The 20,570-nt window shown below is 44.2% G+C and carries 28 protein-coding genes; all 28 read right to left on the bottom strand.

Annotated features, from left to right (window positions below):
- Positions 1-4: 4 nt before the first annotated feature.
- The 28 genes from ACZ449_RS25390 to ACZ449_RS25255 all read right to left on the bottom strand — a co-directional run bounded on the left by ACZ449_RS25390 (position 5) and on the right by ACZ449_RS25255 (position 20,566).
- Positions 5-475, bottom strand: coding sequence for a phage baseplate assembly protein V (locus tag ACZ449_RS25390; RefSeq protein ID WP_464258813.1), 471 nt, complete (start codon positions 473-475; stop codon positions 5-7).
- A complete protein-coding gene (locus tag ACZ449_RS25385; RefSeq protein ID WP_464258812.1) occupies positions 465-788 on the bottom strand; it encodes an XkdQ/YqbQ family protein in 324 nt (107 codons plus the stop codon). The genes ACZ449_RS25390 and ACZ449_RS25385 overlap by 11 nt, the downstream gene beginning before the upstream one ends.
- A complete protein-coding gene (locus tag ACZ449_RS25380; RefSeq protein WP_464258811.1) occupies positions 788-1,618 on the bottom strand; it encodes a phage late control D family protein in 831 nt (276 codons plus the stop codon). The genes ACZ449_RS25385 and ACZ449_RS25380 overlap by 1 nt, the downstream gene beginning before the upstream one ends.
- 4 nt (positions 1,619-1,622) lie before the next feature.
- Entirely contained in the window at positions 1,623-1,829 is a 207-nt protein-coding gene (locus ACZ449_RS25375) for a tail protein X (RefSeq protein ID WP_464258810.1), read from the bottom strand.
- Entirely contained in the window at positions 1,822-4,101 is a 2,280-nt protein-coding gene (locus ACZ449_RS25370; protein WP_464258809.1) for a phage tail tape measure protein, read from the bottom strand. Before ACZ449_RS25370 ends, ACZ449_RS25375 begins: the two co-directional genes overlap by 8 nt.
- Positions 4,102-4,255: 154 nt before the next feature.
- Complete coding sequence (locus ACZ449_RS25365; RefSeq protein WP_464258808.1) at positions 4,256-4,540, bottom strand: phage tail assembly protein; 285 nt, start codon at positions 4,538-4,540, stop codon at positions 4,256-4,258.
- Positions 4,541-4,559: 19 nt separating this feature from the next.
- Complete coding sequence (locus ACZ449_RS25360) at positions 4,560-5,081, bottom strand: phage major tail tube protein (protein ID WP_464258807.1); 522 nt, start codon at positions 5,079-5,081, stop codon at positions 4,560-4,562.
- A gap of 13 nt (positions 5,082-5,094) precedes the next feature.
- The gene (locus ACZ449_RS25355; RefSeq protein ID WP_464258806.1) at positions 5,095-6,558 is read right to left on the bottom strand and encodes a phage tail sheath family protein; all 1,464 of its coding nucleotides are present in this window, start codon (positions 6,556-6,558) and stop codon (positions 5,095-5,097) included.
- Positions 6,558-6,851 (bottom strand): hypothetical protein, encoded by a 294-nt coding sequence (locus tag ACZ449_RS25350; RefSeq protein ID WP_464258805.1) that lies wholly within the window; start codon positions 6,849-6,851, stop codon positions 6,558-6,560. Before ACZ449_RS25350 ends, ACZ449_RS25355 begins: the two co-directional genes overlap by 1 nt.
- A complete protein-coding gene (locus tag ACZ449_RS25345; RefSeq protein WP_464258804.1) occupies positions 6,844-7,341 on the bottom strand; it encodes a hypothetical protein in 498 nt (165 codons plus the stop codon). The genes ACZ449_RS25350 and ACZ449_RS25345 overlap by 8 nt, the downstream gene beginning before the upstream one ends.
- A gap of 24 nt (positions 7,342-7,365) precedes the next feature.
- On the bottom strand, positions 7,366-7,947 hold the full coding sequence (locus tag ACZ449_RS25340) for a phage tail protein (protein ID WP_464258803.1): 582 nt from the start codon (positions 7,945-7,947) through the stop codon (positions 7,366-7,368).
- Positions 7,937-8,263 carry a hypothetical protein gene (locus tag ACZ449_RS25335; protein WP_464258802.1) on the bottom strand — a complete coding sequence of 109 codons (327 nt, stop codon included), beginning with the start codon at positions 8,261-8,263 and terminating at the stop codon, positions 7,937-7,939. Before ACZ449_RS25335 ends, ACZ449_RS25340 begins: the two co-directional genes overlap by 11 nt.
- A gap of 4 nt (positions 8,264-8,267) precedes the next feature.
- Positions 8,268-8,597, bottom strand: coding sequence for a DUF2190 family protein (locus ACZ449_RS25330; protein ID WP_464258801.1), 330 nt, complete (start codon positions 8,595-8,597; stop codon positions 8,268-8,270).
- Positions 8,598-8,653: 56 nt separating this feature from the next.
- Positions 8,654-10,573 carry a prohead protease/major capsid protein fusion protein gene (locus ACZ449_RS25325; RefSeq protein WP_464258800.1) on the bottom strand — a complete coding sequence of 640 codons (1,920 nt, stop codon included), beginning with the start codon at positions 10,571-10,573 and terminating at the stop codon, positions 8,654-8,656.
- The gene (locus ACZ449_RS25320; RefSeq protein ID WP_464258799.1) at positions 10,533-12,047 is read right to left on the bottom strand and encodes a phage portal protein; all 1,515 of its coding nucleotides are present in this window, start codon (positions 12,045-12,047) and stop codon (positions 10,533-10,535) included. The genes ACZ449_RS25325 and ACZ449_RS25320 overlap by 41 nt, the downstream gene beginning before the upstream one ends.
- Positions 12,047-12,250 carry a hypothetical protein gene (locus ACZ449_RS25315; protein ID WP_464258798.1) on the bottom strand — a complete coding sequence of 68 codons (204 nt, stop codon included), beginning with the start codon at positions 12,248-12,250 and terminating at the stop codon, positions 12,047-12,049. Before ACZ449_RS25315 ends, ACZ449_RS25320 begins: the two co-directional genes overlap by 1 nt.
- Before the next feature lie 6 nt (positions 12,251-12,256).
- Positions 12,257-13,963 (bottom strand): terminase gpA endonuclease subunit, encoded by a 1,707-nt coding sequence (locus ACZ449_RS25310; RefSeq protein ID WP_464261943.1) that lies wholly within the window; start codon positions 13,961-13,963, stop codon positions 12,257-12,259.
- Between the two features lie 91 nt (positions 13,964-14,054).
- Complete coding sequence (locus tag ACZ449_RS25305; protein WP_464258797.1) at positions 14,055-14,585, bottom strand: hypothetical protein; 531 nt, start codon at positions 14,583-14,585, stop codon at positions 14,055-14,057.
- A 443-nt stretch (positions 14,586-15,028) separates the two neighbouring features.
- The gene (locus ACZ449_RS25300) at positions 15,029-15,487 is read right to left on the bottom strand and encodes a helix-turn-helix domain-containing protein (RefSeq protein WP_464258796.1); all 459 of its coding nucleotides are present in this window, start codon (positions 15,485-15,487) and stop codon (positions 15,029-15,031) included.
- Between the two features lie 72 nt (positions 15,488-15,559).
- Complete coding sequence (locus ACZ449_RS25295; RefSeq protein ID WP_464258795.1) at positions 15,560-15,772, bottom strand: nicotinamide mononucleotide transporter; 213 nt, start codon at positions 15,770-15,772, stop codon at positions 15,560-15,562.
- Positions 15,769-17,124, bottom strand: coding sequence for a site-specific DNA-methyltransferase (locus ACZ449_RS25290; protein WP_464258794.1), 1,356 nt, complete (start codon positions 17,122-17,124; stop codon positions 15,769-15,771). Before ACZ449_RS25290 ends, ACZ449_RS25295 begins: the two co-directional genes overlap by 4 nt.
- Positions 17,121-17,333 (bottom strand): hypothetical protein, encoded by a 213-nt coding sequence (locus tag ACZ449_RS25285; RefSeq protein ID WP_464258793.1) that lies wholly within the window; start codon positions 17,331-17,333, stop codon positions 17,121-17,123. The genes ACZ449_RS25290 and ACZ449_RS25285 overlap by 4 nt, the downstream gene beginning before the upstream one ends.
- Positions 17,334-17,418: 85 nt before the next feature.
- Positions 17,419-17,934 carry a hypothetical protein gene (locus tag ACZ449_RS25280; RefSeq protein ID WP_464258792.1) on the bottom strand — a complete coding sequence of 172 codons (516 nt, stop codon included), beginning with the start codon at positions 17,932-17,934 and terminating at the stop codon, positions 17,419-17,421.
- Between the two features lie 71 nt (positions 17,935-18,005).
- Positions 18,006-18,290: a hypothetical protein gene (locus ACZ449_RS25275; protein ID WP_464258791.1), complete on the bottom strand. Its 285-nt coding sequence runs from the start codon at positions 18,288-18,290 to the stop codon at positions 18,006-18,008.
- Between the two features lie 128 nt (positions 18,291-18,418).
- Positions 18,419-18,958, bottom strand: coding sequence for a hypothetical protein (locus tag ACZ449_RS25270; RefSeq protein WP_464258790.1), 540 nt, complete (start codon positions 18,956-18,958; stop codon positions 18,419-18,421).
- Between the two features lie 40 nt (positions 18,959-18,998).
- The gene (locus tag ACZ449_RS25265; RefSeq protein ID WP_464258789.1) at positions 18,999-19,352 is read right to left on the bottom strand and encodes a hypothetical protein; all 354 of its coding nucleotides are present in this window, start codon (positions 19,350-19,352) and stop codon (positions 18,999-19,001) included.
- 40 nt (positions 19,353-19,392) lie between these two features.
- Complete coding sequence (locus ACZ449_RS25260; RefSeq protein ID WP_464258788.1) at positions 19,393-19,548, bottom strand: hypothetical protein; 156 nt, start codon at positions 19,546-19,548, stop codon at positions 19,393-19,395.
- Positions 19,514-20,566, bottom strand: a complete 1,053-nt coding sequence (locus ACZ449_RS25255; RefSeq protein WP_464258787.1) for a ParB/RepB/Spo0J family partition protein — start codon at positions 20,564-20,566, stop codon at positions 19,514-19,516. The genes ACZ449_RS25260 and ACZ449_RS25255 overlap by 35 nt, the downstream gene beginning before the upstream one ends.
- Positions 20,567-20,570: the final 4 nt, after the last annotated feature.

Genomic DNA, 20,570 nt, shown 5'->3' with positions numbered 1-20,570 from the left:
CCTCCTACGGATTGATATACACGTTTCCAACCGCTTTAATTGTTATATTCCCTCCGGAAAATTCAATAAAACTACCAAACGAATCTGTTATCTTCATAACATGTTGCTTTCGATCCACCGCTAAAACAGCGCCATCCGAAAACTGTCGAATCCATTTATCAATCGACCCTTCCGGTACCTCGACATTGTTTGGATAATATGCTCCAATTACAAAACCACGTTGGATGCCATTCGGTAAAAAAAAGCAAACGACATCTTCACCGATGTCATAAAGATCATAGACTTTGTTTTTGAGAGAACTTGGCACGATGCACGGCAACCAATGCGATGTCATATTACCCTTGTCAGTAAATTGCACGCGCACCCGTAGCGGCTTTTCCTTAATTGCGCAAACCTTACCTACTCTGACGATGTTTTTAAACGCTTCGTCAACGCCTTTGCCTGTTCGATCACCAAACAAATTGTCAGTAGCCATTCAAACACCGCCTAATCTCAACCTGCATGCCATAGCCCTTTGATACCTTGTGCGACGCCTTTTCTATAATCCATTTTCCATCAAAAGAGCCAAAGTTTTTCAGTGTAACCGTGACCCCGGCCACCAAACGCGGATCGCCAAACAAATCTAGGCTTGCTTTATTTTCTTCCTTATTCGCTTTACGCAGCCTGTTTTTAGCCAGGTGTTTCGCAGTAGGTGCAGCACCATTTGCCGCACCGGCAGCGTCAACAACGAAATCTGAAAAATCACCGTCCGGACGTGCAACTGCTACGGCAGGTGTTTTTTTCGCCATTACTCTACACCGTCCTCGTATTCGTCATCATCGGGAAACTCTTCATCTTCCGGACATATATTTTCTCTCAATGTAACACCACTGGTGCTGTCCGGATCTTCAAAAAGTTCTGTTTTGGTTTGCCCTGACAGCGGATCTGTATAAGAAACTTCTGCAGCCTGAGCAGTACCGGCTGACTTACTTTTAAAATCGTACGTTTTAACATCGCCACCCAGCCGGTCAATCACTCGAACAGTATCTTTGGCTTCATATTTACGTTCATCAAAAATAACTACTTGCTGGTCCGTAACTTTTAACGATAACCCCGATTTTTCACATTGCTGTAATAAAAAAGAAAGGTCAGACGTTTCGGCCTGATCCACTCGCAAGTAATATGGGTTGATGTCTGCATCATACAGTAGTGACAGATTTGCATTACTGGCAATGTCATTAGCCATATCGCACAATGTAATGTGTTCCCAGCCTTTTGTTTTCTGTTCACCCCTGGCTGCCGATGTTACTGGCACGGAAACCGCCTTGATTTTTACAACATTAGGTGGACCGCTTAAGCCATATTCAGCTACCTGAAATGATCCACACGGTAATGATAGGGATTGCCCAGGGCTAAACCAATCATCAACTATTATCGTAGCAGATATAGTGTCTCCCTTTGTTGGCAGCCATGACGACATCCATAGCAACTCCCGATCTTCGAGAGTGATTTGGATTTCGTCTGCCTTTTTTGACTCGTTATCGTTATACTCAAAATCTTTGAGAAAAGGAGCGATATCTTTTGTGATATTTGTCCCCCGATACGTGATTTCTACATGGGCTTTTCTTGCGGTACTCATATGATCACCTCTTCCATGGAGGCAAATTGGATACGGTTTGGGCTGCTGGAACGTCCGGAATAGTAAGCGTAACATTTGCCGAAAAGATTACCGTCTCGCGATATTGCGGATTTGCTTCAATTAAAAGGTGCATGTATTTCTCGTTCCCCATCTGCGTATAGGCGATTAAGTCCCACATGTCACCTTGGGTCGTAATATACGCTTTAGGCAAAGCTGACACGCTCCTCTTCGTCCTTTAACTCCCGCAAACACTGCAACAGACTAGCGTTTGACTGTTCGCCGCCTTGCATGACCTGATTCTGCACATCTTTATCGCCATAGATATGATAAACGGGACTGTGCTGGACCTCGATTATAGACTGTTTGTTGCTACCAGTTGGGACCGATAAGTCTAAAGCTGCAAAACCCTGTGGTCCTTGATTTAATCTGTCGAATCCCATTAACTGATTCGCTTTCTGTAATAGCCCCATAGAGCGTGGAGTATTCTCCATCGGTATAATCGCTTCCGGAACACCTTTTTCTGCTACTAAGCCGAGATGCGGCTTACTAAAAAATCCCCCCAAAGCATGCGGTGTTGCCCTAGTGTCCTCACGTTCTCCGTCCGGAACTCCGTTTGTGGCTCCTGAACCACTACCAATACCAGTAAAAATTCTCTTGATACTCTCAACTTTTTGACCCAGCCAGCTCACCATTTGCCCAAACTTGCCTCTGATCAGTTCTATAAACTGATTAAAGGCGGCTCCAGGATCGTTCCAAAGCAACGTGAACCATTGTTTTACTGACTCCCAATTTGCAATAATACCAACACCTGCACCTATAATCAGTCCAACGGGCCCAGTCATAAAGGCAAATAGTGCAAAAGCGGGGCTATTCCAGAGACCAGTCATAAATTTTTTAACCGTATCCCAGTTTTTATATAACGCATAACCAGCAGCAACTAACAATCCAATACCGACCAGAACCACGCCAACGGGATTAGCCGTCATAGCAATATTCAACATTCCTTGAGCAGCCGCCCAAAGCCGTGTAGCTATAGATACATTTTTCAAACTACTAAAAAGTGTCCCTGCGGTCTTTGCCATCGTAAACATGCTCGTACCCCACTGACCAATTGTCCAGAGCATTTTTCCAGCAAATAAAGCACCTGCAATATACAACAGGTTGTCAAAACCGCCAACGGCAAACGCCGCGCCTTTAGCTAAGTCAATTACTGTTGTCGCTATGTTCTTAACGCCTCGGACAACCTGTAAAACCGCGGGGATGGATTCTCTGAGTCCATCCGCAAAATTCTTGGCAAAAAGTTGTATATCCCCTTTATTTGCCTTGATTAGTTCAACCAACTCTTGCATACCGCCTGTGAGCCCCGGTAAAAGGGCAGCGCCGACTGTCATCTCAGCACCTTTCCACACCTGACCAAAGATTTTTTTTGCTTTACCGTATTCGGTGGCTTGTTTTACCGTGTCTTCTGATAGAACAAGCCCCAAATCTTTAGCTTCATTCCGGAACCCCTGGAGACCATCTTTGCCAAGCTTCATGAAGGTCATCATCTTCATGCCCTCTTTACCAAACAGTTCAATGGCCATACGTGTACGTGTCGCATCGTCTGGTAAAGACTTCATAAACTCAGACATTTTCATCAGCTGTTCTTCTGGCTTCATTTTGTTTAAATTAGCCATGGTTTTCGGTACATCGTACCCCATGAGTTTCAGTTCATTAGCTAATGGCCCAGTTCCCAGGTTCGCTTTGGCCATATTCATGCGGAATCGCGACATGGATTTATCAAAATTCTCTACATCAACGCCCACTTTTGAAGCTGCATACCCAAGTTCTTGGTAGGCTTCTATCCCAAAACCAAGTCGCGCCCCAGTACGAGCCTTCGCCGCCTGATCCATCGCAACATTGGCCAACTTCATGGCCGTTGCATAATACCCCGAAACTGCCGCGGTAGCCGCTCCGGCAACTACCGCTATTCCCTTGAAGGCTGATATCGTGGATGCTTTAAACTTGTCTGCACTGGCTTGCAGATTTTCGTAGGTACCTTTTTGTGCTTTCAAATGGTTGATTTCATCAGCAAGCCGTTTGGTTTGCTCTGCTGTTTTTACTGTAGCAAGCCCGACCGCCGTCATCTCTTTTTGCTGCTTTGATAACTCTGTATGCTGGGACGTCAGTTTGCTTTGCAGTTTCTCAACTTCGCTTCTAGCCTTTGAGAATGCCCGTTCCAGATCCTTTGTCGGTTTCTCTGTCGCGGTAAGCTCGTTTCCTAATGTCTTGGCCTTTAGTTGTGCCGCTTGAAATCGGTACCCTGTTTCGACTAATTCTTTTTTCAGCCCATCAAATCGGGTAATTTTACCCTGATTCGCCGTCAATTTCTTAATCTGATTATCAGTATTTGTTATCTGTTTCTGCGCTCCAAGGAAGGTAGAGTGAAAGGTAGATCCCAGCTTACCAGCCAATTGAAAAGCAATTTCATAGATTTTTGCCATCAATTCTCCGCCTTTCTGGTGTTTTTCTGCACTAATTCAGCCCAAAAAAACAGATTTATTAACGGTAATTTCATCCAATATTGGATTCCTGTAAATGTATCGGACCTAGAAAGATTTAGGCAGACAATGCGTATTGTCTGCCCTGGGTTTCGTTCTAGACCGAATCGTTTAAAAAAAGTTTCACAGCTTGTGTCGCAGCTAAAAAATCTTTTGCCGATAGTTTACCCATCATGCGATACTCGATTTTTGCCGCGCGTGCAAATAAGGCTGCTTGGTAGTTGCCGGTACTTATCGGTATAGGCGAAAGAATGCCATCCTCCGCGACTTGCGTTTCAGCCATTATCAAATCATCACCGGTCAATATGTCTAAATCGTATTCCAATTCCGCATGGTCTACACCTTCATACGATATTGGTTTTTTCAACGTCAGTTTTGCCACTTTTCATTCCCCCAAAAAATTATTCTAGCCCTAAGTCCGTCCGGACTTGGGCTAACTCATCTTCTCCATCAATCTTACAAATGAAATTGTATTTATCAATTTCAATCTTTTCATTTCCATCTATAAATACTTTGATATATGGTATTTCAAACTCGTTTTTGGTATCCGTTTGCCCTGCCACAACCAATTTACCAAGACTGGTTTTTTTCGGGATAGCCTTAACCACGATTTTGACAGCTGCTGTTGTAAACTTACCTGCAGCTGAATCGTAGATCTGCTGACTACCCCGTAATGTCAAATTATGTGCTTCTTGCTTGGCTAGCGACGCCGCATCTGCAGTAATTGTCCGCCAGGAAATCCCCAGCGTCATGGCTGCATAATGTCCTAATACAGGGGCGTCGACTTCACCGGCAATCGCCGCACCTTTTACTTTTTCAGCCAATGCATCCAATGACGGCAAATCGATATTAGCCGTTCCCATCTTACGGTCCGCGTCTTTCCAGACCGTATAGTTAATCATATTTTCAGGTAATACGCTCAATCATTTCACCCCCTTATGAATTACTGCTAAACAGCGTCGATAGGTATGATGTGTCATATTCCAAAATATTGTCAATCTCTTCCCCCGGTGTCGGCGGCGCAAGACGGGTATGAAACTTGATGTGCCCATTCGCCAAATCCGTAGTTGGGTTTTCCGCTGAAGTGAATTCCACCCGACCGCCGAGGATATATCCGCTGGAAGTAAATCCGTTCAGACGAATGTCCTCGCTGTCTATAATGGATTCAATCAGCACACGTTTGACTGGTTTATCCAACTTTTGCCAATATGTTTGTAAAAATGTATTGCCATGCCAATCGAACATCCTGCGAACAGACAAAAATGAATCTTTGGGGTCCGTATTAGCCGGGTATGCTGCCGTACGGTTTCCCCAAAAACGCCAACCGCCGATCCAATTCAGTGCCGTAGCAATACCCTGACCATTCAAGTAATTGGCTTCTTCCATTCCAAACGATACTTCCGTACCATCTTCCAAGCACATTCCATTCATTTGTAGGTTTTTATTGGACGGAGATTCATACGGCACATCGCTATTGCTGCTATCAACTAAGCAATTCAGGGCCGCCAACTGCGTAGACATGTGGAAAATCTTCGTACCTAGTTTTACCTTAGGCCAGCACACCATTTGCCGATTAAAGGTGTAATTATTGGTGTTTTTCCATTCCGGCGCATCAGAATATTTTTTGACGATGCCCGTAGGAATGTCAGTAAGTGCTACAGCCCGAAACACACCATTAATCGCGCCGGCCTTGGCTTCCATGATCGCAGCCACTTCTGGTTTTGTCGACCAATACGGAGCAATTACCTGACCTGGCACCAAACGATATTTAGGAAATACCTGATTAATTAATTCCATCCCGGTATATTTGCCGCTAGTCACGTCCACACCGCCGATAATATCAGCAGCCGTTACTGTAGTCGGATCTAACTTGGTATAGCTGACCACCAGCGCCGTGGTGTCTGTCGTAATCAATCCTGTTTTAATTCTGGCAACAATTAACTTACCCGCAGAATCAAACGTAGCTGTATAGTCCGTTCCTTTGGCCAGCGGCGTACCTTCAGCGGTCAACTTAACGGCCAGCGTACTCTTAATAATGCCCGTGTCTGGCAGGGTCACTGTGCCAGCAACCAGCGTCGCTGTCGCTGCAGTCACATCCTTTTTATGCTTCGTCGGGTCCAGTACGTTAACTAGGACAATCGGGCTCACCGCGAACAAGGCAAACTGCGCATAAATCGCTTCGCACAGCGTGTAATTCGCCCAATCATCCGAGTAACCCAGGGCAGCCACTGCTTCGGCATAGGTATAAGCCAATACAGGCTGGTTGGCTATGCCCACGCCATCTGATGCCAGATTAATTGGGGCCGTTCCGAACACTATCGGTATTCCGGCATCAGTCTGCACTGGTGGTGTAATGGCTGTCGCAACTTCCGAGATATAAATTCCGTGTTTAAAAGACATTATTTTCCTCCTTTTTCGCTGCGAATAGCCGTCAGTATCTCCTGAAACTGTGCTGCTTCAGCGCTTCCTTCTTTCGTCATGCTAATCCTCGTCTGTGCTAACTCTTCTACTGGCACAATAAGAGTTTTCACAACAGGAAATTGCTCGGTAACCCGCTGCACATGCGGCGGTAGCCCTCCAACAAATACCTGATATTGAGATAGCCCATATTCACGCGGCAACGTTGGTCCGCAATAAATCACTTGACTCATTGGCTTTTCTTGCGCTGCCGATTGTTCCACTTGCTCATCCATAGTTAGTCATACCTCCAATCGTATCGCATATTTCTTGCGGCATAGGCCGCAGCCACGGTATAGTCATTTCTCCTTGCCATAGCGGAAAAGATTGACCGTCAGGACCTTCCCAATCCATCGGAAAGGTTGCCCGGAACCGTTCATCTAATATTGGTGCTGAATAAATGGCCGTCTGAATCGCAGTCATGAGATTCAGTGTGTTCATCGGGCCTGCGTGTACATCAAGGCTGGCCGTCCGGACCACAATAATTGTTTTCGTTATCGCTTCGGCCTGCTGATACTCTTTATTCCAGGCTAATTGACCTTTCGCAAGCCGTACCAGAACGCAATATTTCTCGTATTCTTCAAGTTGTTCAGTCCGCTTTGGCGGTAAAAAACCTGGTACAACGGTGATAGGATGAAGAATACCGCGTTCATCTTCAACGCGGTATTCCTTGACGGTTTCCTCAATGCGTTTTACCAAAGCGCTCAGAAGTAATACATCAATCATGCTATTTCCCCTTTTTTCTAAAAATTAACGCTCCCATTTACCAGGAGCGTCAAAGCCAGATAGTAGTCTGTCGATTTCATGATCGATACGTTTCTTAAAACGTTCATCTGCTCCATTCATGACATACTTCTGAATATTTTCTTCGCCAATCATTTGAGGAATGGCAGGACCGTATAATTCCTTAACCGGCAGTCGTTGTTTACCAACACGCATCGCAACACCTAATTTGCCATCGGACATCTTCATAACGAATGCCCCTGGTATTGGCTTGCCTCCAGATTGTTTGACTGACGCTCGCAAAACAGTACCTGATGATTGTTGTCCTGGCTTGTTTGGAGTTACATGAAACTGAATTAATGGGATTCTACTTCCTTTTGCCCTTATCGACGCTTGGAGTGTTGTTGGCTTTGAGTGCGTGGCTTTTAGTAATTTTCGTACTTCCCCAGGCTTTATATCGTAAGTATTTCTCACATGTGCTACTATGTCTGTTTTTACTCCGTCAATTGTTCTATTTAACGCGCCGTTAATAGCCCGAGGAGCACCATTTTTTATATGCCCCAATATACTATTCGCCTTGACTAGTTCGGCTGCAATATCAACCAACATCCGGCACCTCCAAATGCATTTCAAGCATCCCCATATCTTCAATACACTCAGCAACATTGTATTGTTTACCGTCGACCACTACCATTTGACCCCTGATAGGCGCTCTGGCAATATTGCTTTTGCATAAAAAAATAGTGAGCGACGATTGATACACGCCATCCCACTGTTTTTCAAACTTACTGAATGCTGTCTTTTCAATAATGGCTGGTATGGTATACGGCTCCCCTTCCAGTTCAATGACGTGTTTTTCCGCTAGTTCTTCGGTATTAAGAAAAACGTTAGCAATATCGGCGTTCATGACATCTTTGAAATTCATAGTATTAGCCGATCTTTACTCGGGCCGTTGTACCAGCAGCTGCCTTAGCAGCTACGCATACACCAGCTGGTGTATTGCCAGTATCTGTCTTAGTTAATGTATTTGCAGTATCATCCCAATATAACTTGTCGCCAACTGCAAATGCCGCTGTGTTAACTGCAGCGGTTTCAAATACGCCTGTTATAGTGACAGAGCCGGTAGCACCGTTGGCAATATCTTCGAGCGCAACCCCTACGCACGTAGTCAAGGGAATAACCGCCCCATATGCAATATTAGCTGCAGCAGTATAGTCGATTACATTACCACCCTGAATAAAAGTCGCTTCTTTAGCCATTGTATATCCCTCCAATTATTTTATTAAACTAAAAGATGAGTTATCCCGCCCCATAATTATTCTGCAGCACCTGCATTTTTGTACAGACCGCGGAAATCAAGCAGATTTACTCCAAAATCGAAGTAAATTCTCCACTCCATACCGAGTACATCCCAGCTAACCTGAGATTCCAGTGTTGGCTGTTGGCGGCCATTAAGAGTAGTCACTTCGATAGTATCTACAAAACCAGGGGCAGCAGCTAAATGCCAAGCAGTAGTACTGATGTCGTCAAGATTCGGGTCGGTAACGACGGTCAGTTTGTTGGCAAATGGGTTAGGCGTTGCATTGCTCTTTGTCGGATCAACAAGAGATCCAATAAGTTGAGCAGCCGTTACTTCTAGTTCAACAGGGGCCAGCAAGTAAACGGGTTGAATATTAAGATATTCTTTGCCACCGATATTTTTTTGCTTGGCCATGGCAGCTTTACCCTTACCCAGGGAAGCAATCGACAATGCGGCAGCTGTCGCGGCCAAGTTACGGTGACTTGCATGGAACAGCGCTGCGCCTTCTATGGTCGGGTTATCTGCTAGCACTTTATACACCAAGCGGTTTATGCCGCGAGGAATTGCCGCGCCATGAATGGCAGGTATCCGCGACAAAGCGCCCATGTCATCATTAATGATAGCCTGGCGAGTAATGCTAAATTTCTTGCCATACGTTCCAATGGCGACGGTTGCACTGGCTTCAGTCACTTCATCATGCTTAAATTCGCCTTGGCTTGTCAGTTTCTCAAGCTCGCCAGCCTCGGAAATGCGATACCTTGTACCAGTTTTAAAATCGGATTGAGATCCGCTTCCGGTCCATATTTGGTATGTGGTTGGTACGGCTTGATAAGCGGCTGACATGGATTTGTTGGCCACATTCGAGAGAATTCCGGGGAACTGACTGGCACCAGTCAGAGCTTCACGTATAAGGTCTTCATCATTGGCGAACTTGCCACGCTTTCCATCACGACGTTCGATACATTCTTCAGCAAGACGAAGCAATCGGAAAGAACGAAAATCTTCAAAACCCGCCGCAGGTTTATCAATTTTTATCCCCGCACGTGTGGCTAAACCATCGACCATGGCGGCACGAACTTTTTCGCCTTCATCGGCAGTAATGCGAATGTCGCCAGCAGGTACTTCTACAGGTTTATGTTTACGGATTTGCTCATCAAGCATCGCTTTACGGACATCTTCAATCGAAGTTCCTTTGTCGATATACACGGTAGGATCAGCCTCCAACGCGCGGCAGATCGACGTAATTTCAGTAACGCGGACACGTTCGTCGGTTTGGGCTTGAGCACGAGCTGCTTCAATTTCTGCTTTTCTAGCATTTTCGGCAGCAATTTCTTCTGGTGTCATACCATTATCACTCCTTAAATTTTCATGTTCCTTGGGTTTATCTGAAGGACTCTCATCCAATTCAGCGGATCGACCAACACCGACAGATGAATCTGCTGGAATGGATACAATACTTATTTCTGTTGGTTTCCATTTACGGGCAATCCAGCATGGTCCCTGGAACCTCCCGTCAGATGACACAGCGTTTGGCTCAACAACTTCCCACTGGCTGACAGTATAACGGCAAGAGACAGCTTTCAGGCTGCCACTTTGGACTTTTTGAAAATACTTGTCCGCCTCTGGATCGGCATCGAATCTTACTACGGCTTCGCCTCGGTTGTTAGCAATAACAGCAGACTCAATCCCGCCAATCGGCATATCGAGGTTGTGATTAAATAGTAATACGCCAATGTCGTTAAGTTGTGTCAAATCACATGCCCCAGGCGAGTGATCGAGAATCTCAATATCTCCCCAGCGCACAACATCAGTCGTTTCACTAGAAAACGAAAGCGGCACCGTGCGTTTCTCAATGTCGATTGCCGCTCGTTCGAATGATATACTTCGCTCTAAGTTAGTTGCCCATGTTGGCGTTCGGTTGTTCAGTGGTGGCATTTTGTACCGTACCTCCTTTTGTTCCTGTATTTAGCTCAAGCCCCAATTCTTTAGCGTAATCTTGTTCGCGCTTACGCTGAGCGTAAACGGTTCGCCAATCATCGCCACGCTCTGCACATTTGGCAGCAACGGTAGTCAATCCAGCGTCAAGTTCTTCTCGAGTCGCCTTAACATCTTTTAATGGGTCAATCCAAGCCCATCCTGGCGGTACCCAGTCACATTTTAGATATTTATCCTCGTTTTGCCAGTAATCAGGTATCTTTACAACACCCTTTAGGACGCAAGCGCGAACAAATTCCTTCCAAACTGGTCGGCAAAAATGGATAATCATATAGTTTTGGATTGGAATAAACGTCCTACGGTCGGCCAAATGAGCCATTCTCGCACTAGAATACGTCGATTTTGACATGTCACGAGTCACTTCCTCATAAGATACACCGACTCCAGCACCAGCCAGCCGCAACTCTACCTCCGTATAATCTTTTACACTTGCTCCACTGGCAGGCGGTAGGGCCGTTACCATGTCTTCACCAGGGGCCAGATAGGTAAGCGTACCGGGAACGATGTCCCTTACGGGCTTGCCTTTGTCATCTTTTCGCAGTGTCGTTACCTGTGTATCTGGCATATCTGATTTGATGTACCCAGCAAAGCAGGCCGCAATTTCCCTGCAGAGCAACTCCGCATCAAGATAACGACCAGTCTCTTTTAGCCTTGTCATAACCCGATGCAATTCGCTGATTCCTCGTGTTTGTGTGGGACGACGCTTTTTAAACAGATGCATAACGTTTGCTGCGCTTACACGAATAGCATCCAGCGAGATAAAACCATCAGGACTCATTTGCTGGAACCAATAGCCTACCGCTTTGAAATATTTATTAACCTCGACGCCATGCAGGATAACGTTGTTCGAGTTTGGCGCAGTCAATAACCCGGTTGCCAGTAGGTCAGATTCCATGATTTGTAGTTGCAGTGGCAAGTACGCCGATTTGTCAGCGGTCATGGTTGGTAAAATAAAAATCTCGCCATCATAAATGCGGCGAGTTAGTACCATTTCCTGTTGCTCGTAAAACGATTGATGGCCGCTGATATCGCAATTCTCGGGCATTGTCCATGTTTCAAATGCTTCTTCTAACTGGGTGTTTAACGTCTCATCAAACGTGCCGTCAGTATTTTTGATCTGCGCTTGTGGCTTAATACCTGTACCGATTGAATTACGAACAATAGCATTAACAACGGATTCTGCAATATCGCTGTTTCGTTCAAGTTCTCGGGCCCTGGCTTTGATTAAATCGCGATGGGCTGAGTCTGTCTGCTCTGGGCTAGCATTTACCGGCACCCAATCAGACGTATTTCTATCGATTTTGCCAGCGTCATAGTTCCGGACAGCGTTTAATCCAGCCTGAAACCGTGCTCTTGCGTACCCCATGCGGGGCGAAATGTATTCAATGGCACGGTCTAAAAGCGTTGGCTTCATTAGATTGGCCTCCCCATATAAGCCACATTTCCATTGTTTTGTTTGGCAATTCGGTTCATTAGGTCTTTTTCGCGGGTATATAAAGTCGCAAGTTCATGATTTTTTAGCCGCCTACTGCCAATTTGATACTCGCTGGCCCCGCTCTCAATGGCGGCAATACGCGTCTGCACTCTGTCTAGTTGGACTTCTAACGTTTCTGCCAATGGGAATTACCTCCTTCGGTGTAATAATCGATCGCGCCCACTTAAAAAACCGTCGCGCTGTTCTGGCGGACGGTTTTCTTCATGGTTTTCTGGTTGTGTTTCCTGTGGTTTGGTAACAAATCTTACCCCCAATAAATCTGCTGCGGCGGCAGCTCCAACTTCGCAGTCAAGCAAATGGTTTTGCGCATGGCTGCCAATAGGCTTCCATGTTTCAATGGTTGCTCCTGTTCGCTTATTTCTCTCAGTTACTTTCTGCTCGCTGCATATTTGATCAGCATACTCTCGCGAGCAGGAACGGTAAACATTAAATGCGCCCGGCGTTCCTGACGGTTTTGCTAGGCTTCCGGCTATCTGATTTTTAAACTGGTCAGTATCTAACACATAAAGAGTCAACCCCGCTCCCTTTCCTTTATCGATCCTAGTTGCCGAATATCGTGCCCGTAGCGGTCCTGAAGAACCTTTAGTTGGCACGCATATCCCTGGGTGTTGAGCACAAAACAAATATACTTCATCAGTATTGTACCCCGAGTCTATACAAGCTTTTTGTATTTGCGTAACTTCGCCCCACTCGGTAGGGTACGGATCAAAAATAAACTTTTCAACGTCATCCCATGTTTCTAGGCGTTGATAACGCACTAGCCAAGATGTTAATCGTTCGCCCCAGGCTCTAACAGTACCCCAAAAGTGGTCTTGCTGCACGTCAATTCCGGCAGTAAGCAATAGTGCTGCTTCCGGCACTCGGCCTTCTTCGTATTCAGCTTGATGCTGTAGGACGACATCAGACTTCATCGACGTGGCTTTATCTTCCCAAGGTTCGGCCAGCCAGCTATTAATAAAGTTCATAAGCTGATCCGGATAATCTTTAGCCAGTAAGAACTTATAGGCCATTTCACCGAATGTCACAAATGGACTGTAAATTGAATTGACATGATACGCAACAGAACGAACTCGACCAGATGGCTGATTCTCCACGACCCATTTTCCTAGCGCCAGCATCTGCTGTTTATGTCTGTCTTCGATGATTCCCTTGCAGTGTTCGCACTCGTACCAGGCCAGATCACGCGCCAACTTCGGATCATTACTGATGTCTTCTGGCCATTTTATCTGTTTAAAGACCAGTGGCTGCCGTTTACCGCAATGTGGGCAGGGTACATGGTATTTCTTTTTTAGGTCTGCGCCTTCGTAAGCAGTCCATATATTGCCGATCTTTAGCGTCGGCGTGCTGGCATCTACAATCTTGCGGTTATGAGGAAAGGTTTTGGTACGTTCTTCAGACAAGTTGAGCGGATTAGCTTCTTTGCCAGTCCACTGCTTGTATTTATCTATTTCATCGCGAATCAAATAGCGGATTGGTTTGGATGCCAGTTTCGACGGTGAATTTGCACCGTTTAACGCAATAAAAACGTCATCAAACTTCAGCTCCAACTTCTCGCTGCCGCGCTCGTTAAATTTATTATTTAACGCCGGTACACTTCGTATCATCGGTTGAATACGACTTTCACTAGCGAACTCCGCCGTTCCATCTTCCGGGTATACAATCAGCATTGGGCCAGGGTCTTGATCAATGGCATACCCGGCCATATTTATCAGTATCTCTGTTTTCGATGCCTGACTACCAAAAACGAGAATAATATGTTCAATCTCCGGATCGTTAAACGCGTCCATTGGCTCCTTGGCGTAGGGAATGAAACTTGTCTTCCAAGGCCCCGGCATGGATGATGTTCGCAAGTCAAGTATTCGATTCTTATCTGCCCACTGGCTGACTGTTTGACGTTCTGGTGGCTTGAGAGCACGTCGCAAAGCATCAGGTAGATTTTTTTCGGGCCTTTTGGTATTTACCTTTCGACGAGAGCTGTTCGAGGAGGTCATACACCGCGTCGGTCATGGCTTTTTCCACACTGCGCATATCTTGATGTGCTAATTGCGGCGTGAGCGTTCTCACCCAGGCCATGATATTTGCTTTTAGTTGTGTTCCTACCGTCGACCATGTTCGATCCACCTCTGCTTTTTCGATATACCTACCCTCCATGACAGCTTGATCCATAGCAGCCATGGCCGCCTTCGCTTCTTTTAATTTTGCTTCAGCTGCAAGCTTACGAGCTTCATCACTTTTTTCATTTGTTTTGTTGCCATATTTCCATTCAACAAGTTTTTTAATATCCCACTTGCCATAACCTTCTTTGGGTGCACCGCGTCTTTCCCAATCTGAAAGTGTTTGGGCACTAACTCCAAAAAACGCACATGTTTCCGAAGTGCCACGAATCCACCAATCCTCTATATCTTTTAACTGTGTGTCCTTCTCAGGTGTACTTTTTTTCTTGCTTGGCAGTTTCATAGTTTCAACCCCAAAAAATATTTTTCACGGACGAATCTTTCGGGCCTCGCAAGACCCGTGAGGGCTTACCCCCTCCAGAAGGACCCACAATAATAACAGCCTTTCATTAAGTACGGCTTAAGTCATCTCCGTGTTACCCTGTAAATAAGTGCCATTAGTATTAAAAAAATAATGTATAGATACCAATAATCAATCATAAACTGCGTACGTTCTGAGTCTATTTGTCCAAACCTGTCTAATAGCTTGTTTAGCCAATCCATTAGCGCCACCCTCTCAACATCCTACTTATGCTTTAGTTATAGTAGAAGCTGCTATGTAGTTTTATTCGTCTTTTATATTCTCCATGCCTCCACGATCTATGAATTATGTTTTGGTTAATACCACTCATCGCTTCCTCTTCATCTTCCCATGCTCTCACTGATATATACCAACGTTTATTAATATCAATCTGGTTTACCCAACCACTTACTCGGCTGTCGATTAATTAACCACATCCGGCAAGCCTTTAATGAAGCAGGAATATGTTTCTTTGTCTTTTTAATCTGAGCAGGGCGACCGTCTTTATTTGCAATAATCTCTGTTTCTTCCACTTCATAACCCAGCGCCAATTTATAAAGACTATCCTCAACCCTCATGTCAGCCAGCAGTTTATCCTCTTTGGCATGACATAATTCTGGATAGTCTTTATACCAACGATACAATTGGCGTACTGAAATGCCAATTTCATTTGCAATATCTTCATCAGTTGCACCATTACGACTCATCCATTTAATTATTAATGGATGTTTAATATTATCATAATGGCATTTTGGTCCACGTTTATTTTGTAAATTTATTGCCAACACCCCCAACCATCTTGTAGAATGATTGTGAGATAGTAGTTCATGGGAATCTGTGGCCACAGTGCAGCCTACTATCTCCTGCCGGGAGTGTCCGGTACAGGACGGATGTTAGCGCATCCGTCCTTTGTCTTTTTATTTACGCCATTTTAATAAGCCAATCACAGCAAGAATGAAATACAAGGCAAATAAAAAAGCCTGTGCATACAATCCATGCCAGGCGTCGTAAATACTCCAAAACCCATTTGTACCACACCAAAGAATAAAACATCGATGATCCTTTTTAATATTTAGCCAGGTACCTATAAGAGCGGCTGTAACTATTAACCAAGATAAATACTCAATCACAGCAACACCGCTTTCTGTCCTGTAAACTCTTCATAGCGTCGAATAATTACGTTCGCATATACCGGATCAAGTTCCATGGTGTAGCAGTTTCGTCCAGTCTGCTCAGCAGCCATCAACGTGCTTCCGGAACCACCAAAAAAATCGGCAATAATCTCACCTTGCCGGCTTGAATTTTGTATTGCCCTGGCACATAACGGAATTGGCTTCATAGTCGGATGCTCACCATTCCGCAGTGGCTTTTCAAATCGCCAAACCGTCGATAAACTGTCATCACCGGCTTGCAAGATCTCAAAAGACGGCACTCGAATCGTCACATTCTGAATTACTGTAGTAAATGTAAGCAGCGCTCCTTGTTCATCTTCTCGGATAATTAAAGGCGCTGCTTCTTCAATTACTGTTCCTTGTTTACGACCACCATAAAAATGATGTGCGGCACCAGGCTTCCATCCGTAAAGAATCGGCTCATGCTGCCACTGATAGTCCTGCCGGCCAAGTACAAACTGATTCTTAGCCCACACCAGACACTGCTTAAGAAGCCAACCAGTATCCTGCAACGCACCTCGAAAATTATTCACCTCGGAATCAGCATGGCATACGTAAATTGCTCCGCCTGGTTGAGTTGCCAAAAACATCGATGTAAACGCATCATACAGAAACTGTTTAAACTGTGCCACAGGCATATTGTCGTTTTTAATAGTTAACCTATCCGCAGTTGCGCCCTCATATGCCACATTATATGGTGGGTCCGTAAATACCATAGCTGCAAGATTACCGGCCATCAATTTGTTAACATCAGATTGTTTTGTTGCATCCCCACACATGAGCCGATGCCGACCGAGCTGCCAAATATCTCCCGGTTTCGTCACTGACTCTTTGATTTCTGCTGCGGCTACAGCCGGATCAAAATTATCCTCTCTAACTTCGGTTGTTATGAAATCAGCCATAAGATTATCAATTTGCTTATCGGAGAAACCAGTCAGATTGATATCAAATTCACGGGTACCTAACTCAGCCATTAATTCGGCCAGCATAGACTCGTCAATTTGCGAAAGCTCAGCGATTCTGTTATCCGCGATTAGATCGGCCCATTCCTCGGCTTCTGTGGCATAATCTTGATGATCCACAGGTACTTGCTCCACACCCAGAAGTTGTGCCGCTAGCAGCCTCCCATGGCCACGAATAACAAAACCAGAGCGGTTGCTCACTGTAATCGGAGCACGCCAGCCCTGGTTTTTGATGATTTTGGCTAAAAGTTCGATTTGTTTTTGTGGATGTGTATTGGGGTTGCGCGGGCTTGGTATTAGCTTCTCGATTGCAATCATTTCATCATAAGCGCAATATACATTTATCATTTAAAAACCTCTCTATGCCTGGATTTATACCCACGCCGACTAGCCCGACACCCTGACTTAAACTGTTGCATCAACTCCGGCGTTTCGTCCCTCGGACGACGACGGCCAGTCACGCAGAACCGATCAGAGGTAATACCAATGACATCAGCAATACACTTGCCATTCTCACATAAGTGGCATTCATAATCTGAGCATGCAATTTCTGTCATGGTAACCACCTCCAGGCATAATAATAGCCGCTCGGTTTGAGCGGCTGGGTAAAAGAAAAACGTCCCTCTTTTGAGACGCTTTGATTTAGTCAATTGTAATAAATTCTATCATTTTTTCTGCAAATTCATTATCTTTAAATAACAAATCATAGTGTTTATCTTTTTTCTTAATTATTTTTCCAATTTGACTACGTGAAGGCCGTGGACCCAATATTAAGAGATTGTAAAAGGCCATATCTAAGTCATAAAGATAACTTCCAGGGTGCCGAATCATTTTAGATGGGTTGGGATAGCGAGTATTTAACTGATATCTTTTTTGAAAGTAGAAATAAGATGGAATATCTATTTTTCCCTTAGCATTTGATACAGTTTCTTCAACTTTTTTTATGAGCTGTTCTATTTTATGGCCCATATCTTCAGGATCAAAGTTCTCGATATGATAAACCAAAAGAGCTTTAAGCATATTCTCTAGTGATTGAAATCCACAAAAAGCCGACGGCGAAAGCAGTTCGTTAAAATGAAGAGATCTACTCCCTATATAAAAAAGCGTCGCACGATCTAACCAATTCAAGTATTTTTTATATGCACTTAATTCTTCCAAATTCTCCATCTCCCTTTTACCATTTCTTTACACCATTCGGCAAAAGGGAATTAATTCCTGCAATATTATTCTTAGCCATATTTCTTTCGCAAATAATCAATACATTGCCGCTTAATGTCTGCGCTGTCCCGGCCTGCGTGTCTTTCGTTATGATGCTTATAACAAAGAAGAAGACCGCACTCTATACGATCTTCTTTATCAGAACCGCAAGGCTCATGATGAAATTTTACACCTTCGGGAACATAACAACTACATCCCTTGATAATACAAGTGTTATTATCTCTTTCGTGGATATCATCATTCATCTTTGATAATGCCCTGCCTGTAAGACGAACTTTTTTGTGTTTTTCCAGCATCGCTATAACCTCTTTATAAATGTAAAAAGCCGCCATTTCTGGCGGCTCATACTTTTTTCATCGTAATTTGATTATAGTAGCTATTTGGACACAATAAAAGGGCATCTTTTGGACACAGTAAATGGACATCAATTCACGGCATATGCACCATACAATTTTACTGCAACTGTGCGGACTAAGCGGCTTTTATTTCTTCTTATTGTTCGTGGATCACAGGCGATCTTTTCTGCAATTTCTTCATCCGTTTTGTGTTGAAAGTATTTCATCGTAACAATTGGGTAATATTCATCATCTTTTACAGACTGTAAAGCAAAGTCAATTTCATCAATTTCTGTTTTATCCCGGTATATTTTTCTTTGCAGAATCATTATCCTGGCTTCTTGAATTTCTTCGTCAGAAAATCTCACCCCGCCCCCATTGGTGCTAAAAGATGCAATGTCTTTTGAACGTCCAGGCGATTCATGGCGAAGGTCTTCAATGTCTAATGTGTATTTCGCAATGTTGTTTCTAAGCTCAGAATAGGCATAGAGTCGTATTTCCGTTTGTTTGAATATGTTCTTTCCTTCTGTTTTGGCTTGATCAGCTCCAAGGAGCATAGTCGCCTTAACTGCCCTATTCACTGCTTGTTCGATTAATTTTTCAAAGTTAACTTGTTCTTTTCCTGACATGTGCTGCCCTCCCCATAACTAAGGCTTTATAGTAATTTTTCTAACGAAATTTAGTTCTCTTTTTATAAAACATGCTGATTAGATTTATTGCTGACTTTGCGGCCTGCCTTGGTCTTAGGTAAAAGACTATTTCATGGTTGCTTTTCTTGTCAGCTTTACAATTAACCCAATTATGCTCATATTTATCGGTATCACCAATAGATATAAATAAATTACCGCAATATCCGCATTTTACCCGTTGTCCATCTTCTGCCACATAGTTTTTATACTTAGTTTTAATTATTCCGTATCCCGACCGTTCGTCTGCTCTACCAGCTACACTACACATACTGCCTATTACTAATCCTGTGCCTGCTGCTATCCAACACAGGACTAGCACCCAATACCATTCCAACTCCTTCACCCCTTTTTGTATTTATCCCGCCCCTTATTGCTTATTTACCTTGTATCTGCAAATCTCGGTAATCCTCTGATTCTTCCAGCCAGCCGCGTAGACGACGATAATAACCTTTTGTCGGCTCCGTAATAGCAGCCGCTTCACAGATTCGTAAGTATTCAATCATTTCTGTTACTGTCTCTATCGGTTTCATCAGTCGTACCGCCCCCTTGCTTGTTAAATAGCGGCTCACCCAATACCCCGGCTTTAATTGTTTCAATATCATCATATATTAGAGCATTGATTGTTTCTAAGGCTTTTAATGCCCTCTCTCCTGCCGGTATGTCTATAAGGTCTTTATATTGGCTCCTGATTTTAACCAGGCTATCCAATAGGGATTGTAGCTCATTAAGTCCAAATGGTGCCTGTTCTTGCTCCGTTTCCAGTTTAGGTTGTTGCTTTTCTTCCTGAGTTGGTAACATTGGCTCAAATCCGTTAAGGTTTAGATTCTTTTCTATTTCCGGCTCTTGCTGTTTTTTTATTTCTTTGGATGTTACCTTTCCGCCCGTTTTTTCATAGACTGCCTTTTGATCTGCTGCCGAAAGCTTCGAAAGTCCTACCGCAGATGTGAAATTCACTTCATTTTCCTTGTATGCGTCTTTGATTTCCGGAATTAGGTTGTTACTTATTTCTTCATGCCGCCCAACGGTTGCCACTGACATTCCCATTTCTTTGGCGATTATCTCCCTAACACGGCCCTTGAAATTGGGGTTTTCTTTTTTGTAGTTTGCATATAGGATTTTCAGACGTTCAATTTCCTCTGTGATTTCGGCAGCAGTCTTTTTCCTGGTTTCGCTGTTCATGGTGATCAGTAAAATGTTTTTGACTGTTTCGCTTACTGTCGGCAGTATCCGGCAAGGCATCCAGCGGAATTTTTTCTTTCCTTCCTGGACTAAGAGGCGACATGCTTCACGCCGCCTGTGACCGGCAATGATTTCATATTTTTTATCTGGCCGCTGCATGACGGTTAGATTCTGCTGTATGCCGAATTCTTCTATGTTATCTTTCAGGCTGTCAATATCTGACAAAGAATAGAAATTATCCTCTGATGGAATTAAGTCGTCTATGTCAATTTCTATGACCACAAAGCGTTCTTGCTTATCAATAGCGGCCATAATACCGCTATTGATATTTCCTTTTCTTGTGGTTAATTGATTTATGTCAATGTTCACCGCT

The sequence above is a fragment of the Desulfosporomusa polytropa genome, from assembly GCF_055380075.1.
Note: the sequence above shows the minus strand (reverse complement) of the source record. Positions and strands in the feature narration are given on the sequence as shown.

Excerpts from the sequence above, each read along its gene's own strand:
- ACZ449_RS25335 (WP_464258802.1), bottom strand. The coding sequence starts at position 8,263 with ATGAATTTCAAAGATGTCATGAACGCCGATATTGCTAACGTTTTTCTT.
- ACZ449_RS25385 (WP_464258812.1), bottom strand. The coding sequence starts at position 788 with ATGGCGAAAAAAACACCTGCCGTAGCAGTTGCACGTCCGGACGGTGAT.
- ACZ449_RS25340 (WP_464258803.1), bottom strand. The coding sequence starts at position 7,947 with ATGTTGGTTGATATTGCAGCCGAACTAGTCAAGGCGAATAGTATATTG.
- ACZ449_RS25290 (WP_464258794.1), bottom strand. The coding sequence starts at position 17,124 with ATGATAAATGTATATTGCGCTTATGATGAAATGATTGCAATCGAGAAG.
- ACZ449_RS25305 (WP_464258797.1), bottom strand. The coding sequence starts at position 14,585 with ATGAAACTGCCAAGCAAGAAAAAAAGTACACCTGAGAAGGACACACAG.
- ACZ449_RS25260 (WP_464258788.1), bottom strand. The coding sequence starts at position 19,548 with ATGAAACCGATAGAGACAGTAACAGAAATGATTGAATACTTACGAATC.
- ACZ449_RS25275 (WP_464258791.1), bottom strand. The coding sequence starts at position 18,290 with ATGCTGGAAAAACACAAAAAAGTTCGTCTTACAGGCAGGGCATTATCA.
- ACZ449_RS25330 (WP_464258801.1), bottom strand. The coding sequence starts at position 8,597 with ATGGCTAAAGAAGCGACTTTTATTCAGGGTGGTAATGTAATCGACTAT.
- ACZ449_RS25285 (WP_464258793.1), bottom strand. The coding sequence starts at position 17,333 with ATGACAGAAATTGCATGCTCAGATTATGAATGCCACTTATGTGAGAAT.
- ACZ449_RS25390 (WP_464258813.1), bottom strand. The coding sequence starts at position 475 with ATGGCTACTGACAATTTGTTTGGTGATCGAACAGGCAAAGGCGTTGAC.
- ACZ449_RS25350 (WP_464258805.1), bottom strand. The coding sequence starts at position 6,851 with ATGGATGAGCAAGTGGAACAATCGGCAGCGCAAGAAAAGCCAATGAGT.
- ACZ449_RS25320 (WP_464258799.1), bottom strand. The coding sequence starts at position 12,047 with ATGAAGCCAACGCTTTTAGACCGTGCCATTGAATACATTTCGCCCCGC.
- ACZ449_RS25370 (WP_464258809.1), bottom strand. The coding sequence starts at position 4,101 with ATGGCAAAAATCTATGAAATTGCTTTTCAATTGGCTGGTAAGCTGGGA.
- ACZ449_RS25345 (WP_464258804.1), bottom strand. The coding sequence starts at position 7,341 with ATGATTGATGTATTACTTCTGAGCGCTTTGGTAAAACGCATTGAGGAA.
- ACZ449_RS25310 (WP_464261943.1), bottom strand. The coding sequence starts at position 13,963 with ATGCCGGGGCCTTGGAAGACAAGTTTCATTCCCTACGCCAAGGAGCCA.
- ACZ449_RS25325 (WP_464258800.1), bottom strand. The coding sequence starts at position 10,573 with ATGCCACCACTGAACAACCGAACGCCAACATGGGCAACTAACTTAGAG.
- ACZ449_RS25270 (WP_464258790.1), bottom strand. The coding sequence starts at position 18,958 with ATGTCAGGAAAAGAACAAGTTAACTTTGAAAAATTAATCGAACAAGCA.
- ACZ449_RS25355 (WP_464258806.1), bottom strand. The coding sequence starts at position 6,558 with ATGTCTTTTAAACACGGAATTTATATCTCGGAAGTTGCGACAGCCATT.
- ACZ449_RS25380 (WP_464258811.1), bottom strand. The coding sequence starts at position 1,618 with ATGAGTACCGCAAGAAAAGCCCATGTAGAAATCACGTATCGGGGGACA.